We start from the raw sequence: 15,670 nt of genomic DNA, 5'->3' as shown, positions 1-15,670 counted from the left end.
TGGACCTCCGCGTCCCCTTTAGAAGCGAAGGAGCTCTATGGCGCGGTGCTAGACAACCTGACTGCGCTCCGAATCGTTCCCGAGATGGAAGCTGCCGATGAGCAGCGGGCCCGATGGAAGCGAGGCGGGGATGGCGTCAACCCGCACCCAGTAGTTGCATACCAAGCTTTGGGCCTGTCTCTTCCGCCTCACCATCAATGGACCGCGGAGGTCACTCCGCGTGTGTCCTTGCTATTGACGGCCTCCTGCCGAAGTCGCCACTATCCAGTGTGTGCTCTCGTTCAGCCCTCATCGGCTGCTGGGTCGTCCGGAGATTCCGCGGAATTCCGTGGTTCTTCACACTCGCAATCACCTTTCGGTCATTGTGGCGGCACCTTCAGGCGCAGTAGCGTGAAGGTCTCGCCCAGACGCCCACCCGATCTGGAGGTAGTGCCATGTCCAAGCGATTCACCATCCTCGCCACGATCGCCGCGGTTGCGCTCGCCGGCACTGTCATGCCCGCGGCGGCGGCCGTGGGGGATGCCGGCGCCGGATCGTCCGGAAACGGTCATCCGTCGACCATCCCGGGCGGGTTCAAGCACCTCGTGGTGATCTACGAGGAGAACCACTCCTTCGACAACCTGTACGGGGGGTGGGGGTCGGTGAACGGCCAGGCCGTGAACGGCAGCCAGAGCGTCGCTCAGGTCGCGCAGAACGGTACGACGTACGACTGTCTGCCTCAGGTCGATGTGAACCTCGCGTCGCCGCCGCTGTCGGCGTCGTGCACGGACACCACGCACAACATCGTGAGCCACTTCGCCAACCACACGTTCACGATCGACGACTACATCGCGCCGACCGACACGACCTGCCCGCCAGCGGTCCAGGGCACCCCATTCAAGCCGAACGGGTGGCTGAACGGCACCGGGGCGTCCGGTGGGTGCACCCGCGATCTCGTGCACCGCTTCTACCAGGAGCAATACCAGATCGACGGCGGCAAGATGGACCGCTACACGACGGGTTCGGATGCGGTCGGCCTGACCCAGGGCCAGTACGACACAGCGCGGCTGCCGATCTACCAGTACCTGCACAGCGACGGCGCGCCGAACTACGTGCTCGCGGACGACTTCTTCCAGGGCGCCTTCGGCGGTTCGTTCCTGAACCATCAGTGGCTGATCGCCGCGCGGACACCGCTGGACACAACGGCGACGGTGAACAACTCGATCGTGGATGCGAACGGGATGCCGAACACCTACCCGCAGTACACGCCGACGGGCACCGTGAAGGACACGCAGTGGACGATGGCGTGCCCCGGCGGGGGGAACGACTACGCCGCCGCATGCGGCAACTTCGCAGTCAACACGATCCAGCCGGCGTCTCCGCCGCATGCCTCGGGTGCGCAGCTGCCGCTGATCGACGACACGAAGTATCCGAACATCGGCGACCGGATGACGGCTGCGGGCATCTCGTGGAACTGGTACTCGGGCGGCTGGGATGACGCGGTCGCCGGGCACCCGGGCGTCAACTTCCAGTATCACCACCAGCCGTTCAACTATTTCGCCGCGTACGCTCCCGGCCAGCCCGGTCGCGCACACCTGCAGGACGAGACGAAGTTCATCGCCGCTGCCAACGACGGGACCCTCCCGACGGTCAGCTTCGTGAAGCCCTATGGCGACGAGAACGAGCACCCCGGCTACGCGAGCGAGCCGGACGGCAGCGACCACCTCGTCGACCTGCTGAAGACGATCACGGACGGCCCTGACGGCAAGGACACGCTGGTCGTCGTCACATACGACGAGTTCGGCGGCCAGTCCGACCATGTCGCGCCTCCCGTCGTCGACAAGTGGGGTCCGGGCACCCGCATCCCCGCCCTGCTCGTGAGCAAGAAGTTCGAGGGGTCGGGCGTCGACCACACCTCGTACGACACCACCTCGATCGTCGCCACCATCGAGAAGGCGTTCCACCTCGCACCGCTCGGCACGCGCGACGCGAAGGTGAACCCGCTCTTCTCAGGAATCCGCATCGGTCTCGACGGCTGATCTCTGCTAAGAGACAGACGGATGCCCCCGACGTGTCCCAAACCCACCGACCTGAGCGCATGAAAAAGACCGAGATGGCGAGATCTCGGGGCCTTCAGTAGCGGGGCGGGACTTGAACCCGCGACACCACGATTAGGTTCCGATAGATCTGCTTGGGTCGGAGTGGGCGCGATTCCCTTGATTTTCGGGGGTTATCGGGTGTCCGGGCCTGATTAGAATCACGCTGGGTTTGCTTCAATGTGCGGGATAAATGCGGGGTGATCGTTATGTGTGGCTTCGCTAACCTTCCAAAATTGATCGACAATCGTGAACTCTGCTCGAGTTGCTCCTACGTCTACCTTGCTTTCATCTCAATCCTCGCGGCAGGCGTTGCAATCCAATCCATGGCCAGAATCAGGTGGTTAATCATGCCCACCCAGAGACACAAAGAGAGAAGGCTCCGATGAACACCGCCGAGTCAAACGCGCCCGCAGGACTGATGAAGGCCTTGCGTGCCCATGCTCGGGGTGGCGCCGAGCAGTTGGTGTACGAAGACGCTCCCGCTCCGAAGGCTCCAAGCGGCTCGGAAGTCTGCGTTCGGGTGAACGCGGCGGCCATCACCTTCGATGAGCTGACCTGGGACGAGACGTGGGAGGCCAATGGCGTTGACCGCACCCCGATAATCCCTTCACATGAGTTCTCCGGCGTCGTCGAAGCGGTGGGCCCCGCGGTTGAGGGGATCACAGTCGGGGACGAGGTCTTCGGCCTCGTCCCGTTCAACCGCGACGGCGCAGCTGCGGAGTATGTCCTGGTGCCCTCGGCCAGCCTCGCCTTGAAACCAGCTGGTGTCTCCGACGTGGTGGCCGCCGCAGCGGTGCTACCGGCACTCACCGCAATGGAAGCTCTGGAGGAGGCTCTGGGGCTCACATCCGGGCAGCGGCTGCTGGTGCGCGGTGGTACTGGGGCGGTAGCCTCCTTCCTCACCCAGTTCGCCCACCGCATGGGCCTGTCAGTCACCGTCACCGTCCGCTCATCGGCCTCTGTCGAGCACGCGAAGCGACTCGGAGCGGACGAGGTTCTCGTCGCCGACGAACCCGCAGAAATCGCAGCGGGGAGCTTCGACGCTTCGATCGACGCCGTCGGGGCCGGCACACCCGACTGGCTGTACCGCGCGGTTCGACCTGGCGGTCGGGTCATCACGCTCCAGGAAGCTCCCGACGCCGACCTCGCCCAGAAGTACGGAGTCGACGCAAACTTCTTCCTCGTCGAAGCTCGCACCGACGCCCTCAACCGCCTGGGGGCCGAGCTGGCGGCGGGAGACCTCGAAGTCGCGGTGGCACAGGTCTACCCGTTGGCTGAGGGACGCGCCGCATACGGCAGCAGGGGTCAGACGAAGAACTCCGGAAAGACCGTCCTGGACGTTGCAACTCGCGAGTCATAACGCATGACCTGGTTCGATGCCGGCTCCGCTGGCCTGGATGTGACACGTCAGTGAAGGATGATGGTTGAGCCAGCGCCAGAGACGAAGAAGGAGAGCCAGTCCGATGCTTCGAACGATGTTCAAGTCGAAGATCCATCGCGCGACAGTGACCGATGCGTCGCTCCATTATGTCGGTTCACTGACGGTCGATCTCGATCTGATGGATGCCGCTGACCTGTTACCGGGTGAGCAGGTCAGCGTTGTCAACATCGCGAACGGCAACCGTTTCGAGACGTACCTGATTGCCGGTGAACGAGGATCAGGCGTCGTCGGCGTGAACGGAGCGGCCGCGCACCTGGCCCATATTGGCGACTTAGTGATCATCATCTCGTACGCCCAGCTCGCGAGCGAGGAGCTGGACGGCTTCGAGCCCACAGTTGTGCATGTGGACGCCAAGAACCGGATCATCGCAGTGGATGCCGATGCCGCCGGCACGCACAGCGAGGGCCTCTACTCCCCACCACATACCGCGAGGCTCGAATGAGACCCCGCTGGCGAGATCCATGAATTCCGTAGTAGCAGCAGGACGTGAGTCCGGCAGACCGATTATGAGCCGTGTGCTCTAGTTCAGCGTCCGACGGGTAGTACCTCAGAGGCGAAATCCGCGGAATTCCGCGCATCTTGATGCCTCCATGATCACGCTGATAACACTCCCGCTTATTCAAGTGTGGACAAAATGTTGGCAAATCGCGCGGTCCTAGAAACGTGTGACGCGTTCTGCCTGCAGTGGGCAGCTGCGGCATGGAGGCAAGGGCTCTGGCTGGAGGGACCGGTCGCGACTAGCGTCAGACTATGAGCCCCTCATCGAAGTCGGAGACTTTCCTCGAGGCCGACGGGCACCAGGTGCGCATCTCGAGTCCGGACAAGGTCGTGTTCCCGGGCCCCGGGCTGACCAAGCTCGATCTCGCGCGCTACTACCTCGCCGTCGCCGACGGTGCGCTGCGGGGCGCGGGCGGCCGCCCTATGGTGCTGAAACGCTTCGTCAAGGGGCTGTCGCAGGAGCCGTTCTTCCAAAAACGCGTTCCGGACGCCCATCCGGACTACATCGACACCGCGACGTTGCACTACGCAAGCGGGACGTCCGCTGAGGAGGCGGTCATACGAAATGCCGCCGGGCTCGCCTGGGTGTCGAACCTCGGCTGCCTGGACCTCAACCCGCATGCCGTCCGGGCCGAAGACCTCGACCACCCCGACGAGCTCCGCGTCGACCTCGACCCGATGCCGGGCGTGGACTGGTCCCGGATCGTGGACGTCTCCTTCGTGGCCCGGGAGGTGCTCGAAGACCACGGCCTCGTCGGCTGGCCTAAGACGAGTGGTTCTCGGGGGCTTCACATCCTGGTCCGCATCGCACCTCTGTGGGCGTTCAGCGAGGTTCGGCTCGCAGCCGAGACGCTGGCCAGGGAGGTCGAGAGCCGTGCCCCCGGGCTGGCAACGGCGCGTTGGTGGAAGGAGGAGCGCGGCGAGAGTGTCTTTGTCGACTTCAACCAGAACGCGAAGGACCGCACGGTGGCGTCGGCGTACTCGATCCGGCCTCTGCCCGACGCTCGCGTCTCGACACCGCTCGAGTGGAGCGAAGTGCGGTCGTGTCGCGCGGAGGAGTTCACCGTTCCGACTGTTCTTCGCCGGTTCTCCGAGCGTGGGGACCCGCACGAGGGCATCGACGACGCCGCGGGCTCGCTCGACGCGCTCCTCGCCCTCGCCGAAAAGCTCGGTCCGGCCGAGAAGCCGCCCCGTGCTGGGGATGGCGCGGGTCGTCGCGTCTCGCAGATGCCTCTCATCGAAGTCGCGCGCACCAAGACGAAACCCGAGGCGCTCGAGGCGCTGGAACACTGGAAGTCCGCGCATCCGGTCGCCGCAGCCCGACTGTCTCCCGCCGATGAACTCGTCGACGGGATGCGCGGCTCGAGTTCGCAGTGGTATCGCGTGCGGGTCAACCTCCAGCACGTGCCCGAGTCCGACCGGCCCGAACAGGGCCGGCTGATCGCGGAATACGACCCGTGGGCCGGGCGTGAAGGGCCGCCGCGACCCACAAGCTGAACGCGAGAGGTCACGGGGGTCACCCCGGCCCGTGTGCAACTCAGGTAGAAGGGAACCTAATGATATGGATAGACAAGGTTGTCGGTGATTTCAGCGGCAAGAAACGCTACCTCCAATACAAGGAGCGTGTGAAGCAGCTGCCCGAGGGCTACCGCCAGGCCACCGAGGCGCTTCAGAGGTACGTCATGTATCTCGGGCCGAGCGATGACAGCCAGTCCCTGATGGCGATGCTCGACGACCTCGCCGACCTGATGGAGCGGAGTGCAGCCGACTCGTTGCCGATCCGCGAGATCGTCGGCGAGGACCCCGCAGAATTCGCTGAAGCCTTCATGGCAAACTACGAGGGCGGCAGCTGGATCCGCAAAGAACAACGCCGTCTCGCCTCCTCCATCGACGACGCGGTCGTCAAAGCGAACACGTAGTGTCCATCAGCGAGGTCAGAGTATGACCGGGCAGAGCGGGGATCGCGTCCCCCTCAGACTGCCTTAGCGAAGCAGTGAACCCGGAACACATACCTTGCTTCAAGGTGTCAGAATTCGGTCCGGGCAGTGACTAGTCAGAGCTCCCCGATTCCTCCGCCGATCCGTGCGGCGCCGATCAGCAGGAGCACGACGCTCATGATCACTGCGTTGTTGCGTACAAGCCAGGCTCGCGCGGCTTCCAATGGAACACGCATGCGGTCCGAACCGCGAAGGGAAGCACCGCTCCGACCGTCGCTAGCAATTGTCGTTGCGAAATGCACGCCTGATCAGGTATTTCATAGGGCGGAGGGCGTGGGATTCGAACCCACGAGACATTTCTGCCCACCAGTTTTCAAGACTGGCTCCATCGGCCGCTCGGACAGCCCTCCCGTGCCGGTGCGGAACCGGCTCGCCCGAGTCTATCGAAGGTCAGCGCCGACGCACTCCCGGAGCTACCTGCGCACAGTCCCCGTCGGGATGCGCGACACGAAGTCGGCGTCGAGCGACAGCACGGTCACCGGCTTACCTGCCGCGAGCCGCACAAGGGTCGCCCAGGCGGACACCGGATGCTTGACCCCGGACTCCAGCGTGTAGACGGTGGCCGAGGTGGCGCTCGTGATGAACACCGCAGTGCCGAGCGCGACCGCACTCTTCGGCAGCACGGCGAACAGGCTTGCCGGCAACGCCGACACCGGCAGCGAGCCGGTCACAGACGGGTCGATCGACCAGAGCTTGCCCGCACCGCCGATCCAGCTGGCGCCTGAACACGTCACCAGGTTGTTGAGCGGCACCGCCGAGACCTTCAGCGTGCTCATCGTCGCGGCCGTCGTGGTCACGTAATGGGCCGACAGGCCCAGGTCCGTTGCCGTCGTGAACGAACGAAGCGGCACCAGACCACCCGACCCGTCCGCGACGTAGATGCTCGTCGAGGTCGGCGACTTGACCAGCAGCCCCGGCGTCAGGAGGTCGGTCCCCAACGGCATGGACCCCAGGAACTGGTCATTGACTGTCACGTAACGCGCCGGATCCGGAGCGCTCAATTTCGCCACCGTCGCCATCGAGAACACCCGCTGCTTCTGGCCGGCCGCATTCAGGTAGTAGATGGTCGAATCGTTCGCCGACTTCACGAAGAGAGCGTGACCGATCATTGCAGTCGAGCGGGGAAGCCGGCTACAGGTCGACGCCCCGAGAGCGGTGGAGGGCAGCGCCGAGACCAGGGCAGCGGCAACCGGGTTCAGTCGACCGGCTCCGGCCAGGTAGGTCGCACCGTCGCAGTTCACGACGTTACGAAGTGGACTCGTGACGATCGTGTAACCCGCGAGCATCGTCGGAGCGACCGCTTCGTATGACGTGCTGATTCCTGCATCCGACGCCGTGCCGAAGGAGGTCAACGGTACGAGGCGCGAACCGTCCGTCACGAAGATGGTCGACGATGCAGACGACTTCACTAGCCTGGCCGGGGGAAACGCCGCTCCCCCCGTGCGGAACTGGTTGAGATAGTACGACGAGACCCCGAGGATCTGCGGCGTCTTCGGCGCCGTCACGGCCGCGAGATCCGCCATCGAGACGAATGGGCGCTTCGTGCCATCGGAGGCGATCATATATACGCTCGAACTGCCAGTCGCCTGCAGGAGAACCGGGTCCGGCGCAGTCGTTCCGATAGTGAGTCGGGCGCACGTCAGGTCGTCGAGGGGTGTCGTGCCGTGAGAGGTATGAGCGAGCGCGGCAGCTGCCGTCGCCGTGAGCTTGTGAAGCCGGCCTTGCGCGCCAAGATAGGTGCCGCCACGACACGTGACCGCATCGCTGAGGTGGGAGTGCGTTGTGGAGTAGGCGTCGAGCCGGGACTGCGGTAGAACCATGGTGGTCGTGCTGAAGCCGAGATCGGTGAGTGTGCTCATCGAATCGACCGGGATGAGGTTCGACGCGTCGACCAGGTAGACGGTCGCAGAAGTCGGTGACTTCACTGCCGCGCCCGACCGGATCGGTGCCACAAGCGTCATGGAGAGGGGAATCGTCTGGCCCTCCGCCGTGAAGGTCACCGGGGCCGACAGCTTGTGAACGACGGAACCGTCGAAGCCCTCGTAGACGAAGTCGAGGCGGTACGTTCCCGGTAGCAACGAGTAAAGCGACGCGGTTCCACCCCCCAATTCGACGTAGTACCACCGGCCTGTCTCGATCCACGCGTTAGACGACGGGTCGAGCTGCTGAAGGTGAACCGAACCATTGCCGTTATCGGCCTGCTCGAGCCGGTTCCAGCCGGCGATCTTGAGCGTTGCATCGACGGTGTCGGTCTTGAGCATCGTCAACCCGGCGTCCACGAGCTTGCCGCCCGACACCGTGATCAGATTCGGCGGGAGGTACGTGTTGCGCCCATAAAGGGACTCGGCCGCGTAGGGAAACCCCCAAGCGTACGTCGGACCGTATGCGACCGCGTAGGTTCCGTCAGCCAGACCCATGACCGAGAAGTGACCGGCGGAGTCCGTGTACGTACTCGCCTTGGTGAAGGTGCCGACGAAGTTGGGCGAAGACCCGCAGGCGAAGGGGCTGGGAGTCGTTTGAGCGACAACGCAGACCGCCAGACTTGCTACAGGATGCGACGCCGTGTCGACAACCGTTCCTGCAACCTCATTCACCCGCTGCATGGTTGCGGTGAGTGGTGGAACGGGGGCGCCGGCGGCGGCGATCGGTTTCGCGCCCGCCGACGTGCTGCCGCCACCCCACCACAGCGGCGGGTACGCGCTGCTGGCGCCCTCATAGACGAGTTCAAGGGTGAAGGCGAAATCGGCGGTGTCGACGCCAGGAATACTGAACGCCCCGTTTCCGTCGGTCGTCACATCCAGCGCCTGCCCTCTGCCGGGGCTCACGGGCTGTCCATCCTGCAGCGGAAACAGGTAGACGTGCACTTCCCCCGCAGTCGCGAGGCGAGGATGCACATTGTCGTCTCCGTTGACCATGACTGTCCCGGAAATGGTCGATTTGCCGGGGAGTACCACATCCACGCGGGTGTAGGGGTTCGGGCTGACGATGTCGATGGATTTGACCACGGAGCCCAGATTGGTGTTGGTGACGTCGGCGAACGTGAATCGATAGTGGCCGTACACGAGCGCCGGGAAGCTCATGGTCCCCGCGACGGTGTTGGTCGTGCCGGGCGTCGGCGGCTCCCAGGTCGTCCCATCGGTCGAGAACTCGTACGAGACTGAGACCTCCCCGACGGCCGCGGGCACCCAGGGAGCCCCGGCTTCCACGGAGAACGTGACTGCACCCGTGAGAGGTGCCGTCACGGCCTCGGCGGCCGCAGGACCAGCCAGGGCGCCTGCAAGCAATCCGAATGAAACGGCCGCTGCGACGAGGCTCGAGAACTTGCGCATTGGTGACCCTTCAGCACGCCGGAGGGACGGACTGAGCCCCGCGCACACTGTATAGGCGAGAGGCACCTCGTCGCTCTACCCCAAACCGAGTGTGCCGAGCACAGGGTTATTCACGTTATGCGCATGGAATAGCGGGAACAACCCTGTGCTCGGCGAAAAAGGGTGCGGAGTGCGGAACGGCTCAGCCGGAGAAGGGCTTCGAGCAGGTGTACTGGCCGGCGGTCTGGCCGTGCACGTCGCTCGGGAGGTCCACGCTCGAGCCCGAACCACTGCCCGAACCCGAACCGGAGCCGCTGCCCGAACCACCGCTCGACGGAGCGGTCGTCAAGGGAGCCGTCGTCGACGGAGCCGTGGTCGACGGAGCCGTCGACGCACCGGGCGCGTTCGGATCGGTGACCGACCCGACACCGGTGTCGCCGGTGACGACGACCGGCTTGTCGGCCTGCAGCGCTGTCATGAGCTGGTCTGCCGCGTCGACGGTCGGCGCGACACCGCCGTCGACGTAGTGGTTCGGGTACTGGACGAAGACGACCTTGTTCAGGTCGATGCCCTTCATCGCGATGGCCATCGAGGCGATCGTCGTGGGGTTGTTGAGGCTCTCGGAGAGACTCATGTTGCTCGCGGCAGCCTTGGCGAGCGCGTAGACCTTGACCGGGTTGCCCAGGGTGTCGGCGCTCTTGATGGTGCGCACGAGCGAGGAGAGGAAGACCTGCTGGTTGCTGATGCGGCCGAGGTCGGAGCCGTCGCCGACGCCGTGGCGGGTGCGCAGGAAGGCGAGCGCCTGGGCGCCCTGCAGGGTGTTCTGCCCGGCCTTCACGTTGAGGCCGGTGTACGGGTCGGTGATGTCGCCCGCGACGCAGACGGGGACGCCGCCGACGGCGTTCGACATCTCGATGACCCCGTCGAACTGGATGACGCCGGCGTACGGAATCGTGAGCCCGGTGAGCTTCTCGACCGTGAGCACGGTGCAGGCCAGGCCGCCGTAGGTGAGCGTGTTGTTGATCTTCTGGTAGCTCATCGCGTCGAACGACCCGCCCTTGGGGTCGGGGCACGAGGGGATGGCGACGAACATGTCGCGGGGGAAGCTGATGACGGTCGCGTTCTTGTGATCCGCGGAGACGTGCAGGAGCATCGTCACGTCGTTGAGGTTCTCACCGCGCGTGCCGTAGGCAGCGTTGCCGTCGCCACTGTCGCTGCCGGCGAGGAGCACATTGAAGGCGCCGTCGATGGCGCCGACCTGCGGAACGATGGCCTTGCCCTTGGCGTCGACGAGCGTCACCGATTTGTGGACGCTGCTGCTCACATCCCAGGCAGCGATCGCAGCGACGGAGACGCCGCTGACGAGCGCGACACCGAGCACGGCGGCGAGGATCTTCGCCAGCGCGGTGAACGGGTTGCGTCGCTTGAGCTGGCCGTGACGGGCGATCGTCGAGGCGTCACCACTGGCGGAGTATCTCCGGTTGGTGCGGGGTCGCAGGTCGCTCATTCACTCCCTTTCAGCTCAAGGCACAGGCCTTTCAGTATCCCAAACCAGTCTGGCAAAGCTCTGGACGGAAAACACAGGGGCCTGAGGAGGGCTTCGCGAGGGCCTTCAGAGTCCGTCGAGCGCCTGGGCGAGCCCGTCGTCGACCACCGGTCCGGTGACGTCCGTGGCAGCAGCTTTCACGTCATCCGGAGCCTGTCCCATCGCGAAACTGCGCCCTTCAGCGCCCGCCCAGCGCAGCATGTCGAGGTCGTTGCGCCCATCACCGACCGCCACGAGGTTGGCACGATCGATGCCGAGCCGCTCGCGCACGCGTTCGAGCGCGGTCGCCTTGTTGACCCCATCCGGTGCGATGTCGAGCCACGCCGTCCAGCCGATCGAATAGCTGACCTTGTGGAGGCCCATCCGCTCGACGATGGAGAGGAACTCCTCCTCGTCGTGCTGCGGCGAGATGACGACGACACGTGTCGCAGGATGCGCGGACAACTCCTCGAACGGCACCTCTTCGCCGTTGGCCAGCTCCCACTCGCTCATGCCGGCGGTGTACCGGCGGAAACCGGTCGGGTCCTCGACCATGAAGCTCCCGCTGGGCAGGTGCGGCCGGATCATCTCGAGCACGTCGGACGGGTCGAAGACTTCGACGAACTCGCGCCGGTAGCCGAGGGGCGCCTCGGGGTCGCGCTGCATCGTCAGCGCCCCGTTCGCGCACACGACGAACTCCGAGTCGAGACCGAACCGTTCGTGGATGGGTGCTGCGGTCTCCCAGCTGCGACCGGTCGCGAGCATCACCTCGTGGCCCGCCTCCCGGACCCGGGCCACCGCGTCGGCGACGGCGCGACCGACTGTCTCGTCCTCGTGGATCAGTGTTCCGTCGACGTCGAGCGCGATCAGGAGACGTTCGTCGGCCACCATCTAGCCGACCGGCTCGAGCACGTCGAGGCCGCCGAGGTAGGGCCGCAGCGCCTCGGGCACGACGACCGATCCGTCAGCGCGCTGGTGCGTTTCGAGGATGGCCACGATCCATCGCGTGGTCGCGAGCGTGCCGTTCAAGGTCGCGACAGGCGTGGTCTTGCCGCTCTCGGTGCGGTAGCGGATGTCGAGGCGTCGCGCCTGGAACGTCGTGCAGTTCGAGGTGGACGTGAGTTCGCGATAGGCGTCCTGGGTGGGCACCCAGGCTTCGACGTCGTACTTGCGGGCGGCGCTCGAGCCGAGGTCGCCGGCCGCCACGTCGATCACCCGGTAGCTGAGGCCCAGGGCCTGCAGCATGTCCTCCTGCCAGCCGACCAGGCGGGTGTGCTCGGCCTCGGCGTCTTCGGGGAGCGTGTACACGAACATCTCCAGCTTGTTGAACTGGTGCACCCGGATGATGCCGCGGGTGTCCTTGCCGCCCGAGCCCGCCTCGCGCCGGTAGCAGGTCGACCAGCCGGCATAGCGGATGGGGCCCCCGGCCAGGTCGAGGATCTCATCGGCGTGGTAGCCGGCGAGCGCGACCTCGCTCGTTCCGGTGAGGTACAGGTCGTCGGCCGGCAGGTAGTAGATCTCGTCGGCGTGGGCGCCGAGGAAGCCGGTGCCCTGCATGATCTCTGGTTTGACGAGGGTCGGCGTGATCAGCGGTGTGAAGCCGGCGGCGAGCGCCCGGTCGAGCGCCATGTTCATGAGCGCGATCTCGAGGCGGGCGACGACACCCTTCAGGTAGTAGAAGCGCGCGCCCGACACTTTGGCCCCGCGCGCCATGTCGATGCCGCCGAGCAGTTCGCCGAGCTCGAGGTGGTCGCGCGGCTCGAAGTCGAACGTCGGCTTCGCGCCGACCGTGCGGAGCGTGATGAAGTCTTCTTCCCCGCCGGCGGGCACGCCGTCGATGATCGGGTTGCCGAGTGCGCGGATGGCGACACCGAACGCGTCTTCGGCCTCGTTCGCATCCTGCTGAGCCGCCTTCACGCGCGCCGCGAGGTCCTGCGCCTGCGCGACGAGTGCCTTCTTCTCGTCCTTCGGGGCGGCGGCCACCTTCTTGCCGAAGAGGTTCTGTTCCGCACGGAGCTCTTCGAACGCGGCGATCGCCGAACGACGTTCGACGTCGGCGAGAAGTGCTGCGTCGACGAGTGCGACGGATTCGCCCCGCGCCTCTTGCGAGCGTTTGACCAGGTCGGGATTTTCGCGGAGCAGCACAGGATCGATCACGGGAGCCAGTCTAGTTCTGGGGCCGAGCGCGCCGGGTGCCGCCGGGTTACGAGTACCGTGGCCTCATGGAAGATCCGGGCTCGGAGGAATCCGACCAGGCTGCGGTGGTCTACAACCCGGTCAAGGTGGATGTCCACCGGGTCAAGGCAGCGGTACGCACTGCTGCGACGCATGCCGGGTGGCGCGAGCCGCTCTGGTTCGAGACCACCGAACACGAGCTCGGACAGTCGCAGACGCGCGAAGCGCTGAGGCAGGGCGCGACCCTCGTCGTCGCTGCGGGCGGCGACGGTACTGTTCGCGCCGTGGCGGAGGCGCTGAACGGTTCGGATGCCTCGCTCGGCATCCTTCCGTCGGGCACCGGCAACCTGCTGGCGCGCAATCTCAACCTGCCGCTGACCGACCTCGACGAGGCCTGCACGATCGCTTTCGCGGGGGACGACCGCGCGATCGACATCGGCCTCGCCTCCCTGACCCGCCCCGGCGGTGGCGACACCCAGCACGCGTTCCTCGTCATGGCCGGACTCGGCATCGACGCCGCGTTGATCGCCAACACGAACTCGACGCTCAAACGGCATTTCGGCTGGCTTGCTTACGTGGATGGGGGGTTCCGCGCACTCCCGAAGACCACGAAGGTGCGGGTCGGCTACTCGCTCGACGGCAACGAGGAGGGCAGCGCTCTCGTGAGCACCATCCTGGTCGCGAACTGCGGCAGCCTTCCGGGAGCCATCGAGCTCATCCCCGACGCCATCCTCGACGACGGCGAGCTGGACATCGCGGTGATGCAGCCGAAGACCTGGCTCGGCTGGCTGTTCATCTGGAGCCGTGTCACCTGGGAGAACCGCGTGCTGCGCCGCAGTTCGCTCGGCCGCAGCATCATCCGCTCCGCCGACCGGCGAGGCGGGCGCACCGAACTCACGTATTTCCGCAGCGGGTCGGTGCGGCTCTCGGTCGACGAGCCGGAGCCCTTCGAGCTCGACGGCGACGAGTTCGGCGAGGTGCTCGGCGTCGATTTCACCGTCGGCCGGCAGGCGCTGGTCGTGCGGGTGCCGCGCAAGGGCACCCGCGGCGCGAGCCGCGTCAGTCCCGGCGCACCCGCGGCCGGAGTGCCTGGATGAGCACCAGCACCACCAGGGTGAGCAGCCCCACCGTGATCAGGGGCGCCGCGAGCATCCAGCCGAGCTGACTGAAGACGAGTTGGACCACATCCGACCCGTTGGTGTTGGTGGTCGTGTACGACGTCGCCACCGACATGACGTACAGCAGGATGCCGAGAGCCACGAAACCGACCCCCATCACCCAGAGCGCGAGGAAGTACCGGTTGCGGCGCGGTGCGGTCTCCACCCCGGCGAGCAGCGGCACCCCCTCGTCGGTGTAGACCTCCTCGACGACCCCGCCCGACACGACCTCGACCACATGCGCGGCCGGCACGACCTCCGGTTCGGGTTCGTCGTCGGCCCAGGGAACCTCGTCTGAGGCGGACGAAACGGGGCGGGTCGGTGCGCTCGTGCCGGGCGGACTCGTCACCTGCTGCGGCGGCCGGACGCGCGTGCGCGGCCTCTCCCCCGGCTTGGGCTTGTACCCCCGCTGGAACGCCGGGTCGAATCTCGGGTCGATGTCGTTCCCCACGAAGCCTCCTCGCTCGAGGCCAGACTACTCGCCGGGTGGTGCGGTGAGACCTTTCAGCCATTCCCTCGCTTCGGTGAACACCTCGTCGCGATAGCGGTGGTCGTAGTCGACGTGGCGGCCGTCGGCACGCGGGTACGAACCCAGGAAGATGACGGCCGGGCTGAACCGGCGGAGGCCGAGGAGCGCATCCGCCACCCGTTCGTCGGAGATGTGGCCGTCGGCGTCGATGACGAACCGGTAGCGGCCGAGCGAATCGCCGATCGGCCGCGACTCGATGAGGCTGAGGTTCACCCCGCGGGTCGAGAACTGCTCGAGCAGGTCGAGGAGGCTTCCCGGCCGGTCGTCGGGCAGTTCGGCGATGATGCTGGTCTTGTCGGCACCGGTCGGGGCGGGGATGGCCGTGCCGCGGCTGACCAGCACGAAACGCGTGACAGCGTTGGGGTTGTCGCCGATGTTCTCCGCTAGCACCTCGAGGTCGTGGTGATCGATGATTCCGGGTGGCGCGATGGCGGCGTCGGCCGGGCTTCCGTCGAGCAGGGATGCCGCTGCCGCGACGTTGCTCGACGACGGAAGGTGGCCATGCGCGGGCAGGTTCGCGTCGAGCCAGAGGTGGCACTGCGCGTAGGCGACCGGATGCGCGTTGATGACCTTCACATCCGACAACCGCGTGCCCGGCCGCGCGACCAGCACGAAGTTGACCGGCACGAGGTATTCGCCGACGATGCGGAGATCGGGGATGGTGGCCAGGGCATCCTGTGCGACCGAGACGCCGCCCTCGATCGAGTTCTCGATCGCGATCATCGCGGCGACACTGCGCCCCGCGACGACGTCGCCGAGTGCCTCTCCCACGTTGTTCACGGAACGCCAGTGCTTGCCTTTCGCCTGCGGAACCTGCGCGAGCGCGGCCTCGGTGAACGTGCCCGACGGGCCGAGGAAGCTGTACACCTCGGCGTGGTCCTGCGGGGTGTGGGCCGGCGCGTGGTCCCCGGCGTGGTCCGGCGCGATGGGCGGCTGATCGGCGGTCTCGGGCATGGCCCACA

General features: G+C 66.0%; 12 protein-coding genes and 1 tRNA gene. 6 read left to right on the top strand and 7 right to left on the bottom strand.

What is annotated here, in order from left to right; all coding sequences use genetic code 11:
* The first annotated feature begins 434 nt into the window (after positions 1-434).
* The 5 genes from G3T36_RS07115 (at position 435) to G3T36_RS07095 (ending at position 5,936) form a co-directional block, all read left to right on the top strand.
* Positions 435-2,018 (top strand): alkaline phosphatase family protein, encoded by a 1,584-nt coding sequence (locus G3T36_RS07115; RefSeq protein WP_205245019.1) that lies wholly within the window; start codon positions 435-437, stop codon positions 2,016-2,018.
* A 442-nt stretch (positions 2,019-2,460) separates the two neighbouring features.
* The gene (locus tag G3T36_RS07110; RefSeq protein WP_205245018.1) at positions 2,461-3,438 is read left to right on the top strand and encodes an NADP-dependent oxidoreductase; all 978 of its coding nucleotides are present in this window, start codon (positions 2,461-2,463) and stop codon (positions 3,436-3,438) included.
* A 103-nt stretch (positions 3,439-3,541) separates the two neighbouring features.
* Positions 3,542-3,961, top strand: a complete 420-nt coding sequence (panD, locus tag G3T36_RS07105; RefSeq protein ID WP_163289136.1) for an aspartate 1-decarboxylase — start codon at positions 3,542-3,544, stop codon at positions 3,959-3,961.
* A gap of 308 nt (positions 3,962-4,269) precedes the next feature.
* Positions 4,270-5,514 (top strand): DNA polymerase domain-containing protein, encoded by a 1,245-nt coding sequence (locus G3T36_RS07100; RefSeq protein ID WP_163288824.1) that lies wholly within the window; start codon positions 4,270-4,272, stop codon positions 5,512-5,514.
* A 59-nt stretch (positions 5,515-5,573) separates the two neighbouring features.
* Positions 5,574-5,936: a DUF1048 domain-containing protein gene (locus G3T36_RS07095; RefSeq protein ID WP_163288823.1), complete on the top strand. Its 363-nt coding sequence runs from the start codon at positions 5,574-5,576 to the stop codon at positions 5,934-5,936.
* A 343-nt stretch (positions 5,937-6,279) separates the two neighbouring features.
* Here the strand turns inward: G3T36_RS07095 and G3T36_RS07090 are convergent.
* The 5 genes from G3T36_RS07090 to serS all read right to left on the bottom strand — a co-directional run bounded on the left by G3T36_RS07090 (position 6,280) and on the right by serS (position 13,004).
* Positions 6,280-6,364 (bottom strand) — tRNA-Ser (locus G3T36_RS07090).
* 63 nt (positions 6,365-6,427) lie between these two features.
* A complete protein-coding gene (locus G3T36_RS07085; RefSeq protein WP_163288822.1) occupies positions 6,428-9,343 on the bottom strand; it encodes a hypothetical protein in 2,916 nt (971 codons plus the stop codon).
* Positions 9,344-9,524: 181 nt separating this feature from the next.
* Positions 9,525-10,829 carry an LCP family protein gene (locus G3T36_RS07080; RefSeq protein ID WP_163288821.1) on the bottom strand — a complete coding sequence of 435 codons (1,305 nt, stop codon included), beginning with the start codon at positions 10,827-10,829 and terminating at the stop codon, positions 9,525-9,527.
* Between the two features lie 105 nt (positions 10,830-10,934).
* Positions 10,935-11,738 (bottom strand): HAD family hydrolase, encoded by an 804-nt coding sequence (locus G3T36_RS07075; protein WP_163288820.1) that lies wholly within the window; start codon positions 11,736-11,738, stop codon positions 10,935-10,937.
* Positions 11,739-13,004: a serine--tRNA ligase gene (gene serS / locus G3T36_RS07070; RefSeq protein ID WP_163288819.1), complete on the bottom strand. Its 1,266-nt coding sequence runs from the start codon at positions 13,002-13,004 to the stop codon at positions 11,739-11,741.
* Between the two features lie 65 nt (positions 13,005-13,069).
* Here serS and G3T36_RS07065 point away from each other — a divergent pair, with 65 nt between their 5' ends.
* Positions 13,070-14,119, top strand: a complete 1,050-nt coding sequence (locus G3T36_RS07065) for a diacylglycerol/lipid kinase family protein (RefSeq protein ID WP_163288818.1) — start codon at positions 13,070-13,072, stop codon at positions 14,117-14,119.
* On the opposite strand, the gene G3T36_RS07060 is transcribed toward G3T36_RS07065, so the two are convergent.
* Both G3T36_RS07060 and pheA read right to left on the bottom strand, forming a co-directional pair.
* Positions 14,082-14,630, bottom strand: coding sequence for a hypothetical protein (locus tag G3T36_RS07060; protein ID WP_163288817.1), 549 nt, complete (start codon positions 14,628-14,630; stop codon positions 14,082-14,084). The two genes, G3T36_RS07065 and G3T36_RS07060, sit on opposite strands and share 38 nt — an antisense overlap.
* 24 nt (positions 14,631-14,654) lie before the next feature.
* Positions 14,655-15,662, bottom strand: coding sequence for a prephenate dehydratase (gene pheA / locus G3T36_RS07055; RefSeq protein WP_163288816.1), 1,008 nt, complete (start codon positions 15,660-15,662; stop codon positions 14,655-14,657).
* Positions 15,663-15,670 lie beyond the last annotated feature (8 nt).

Origin of the sequence: Leifsonia tongyongensis (genome assembly GCF_010686705.1) — a bacterium.
GTDB lineage: Bacteria > Actinomycetota > Actinomycetes > Actinomycetales > Microbacteriaceae > Diaminobutyricibacter > Diaminobutyricibacter tongyongensis.
The sequence above is the reverse complement of the archived record's forward strand: the minus strand, read 5'-3'. Positions and strand labels throughout refer to the sequence as shown.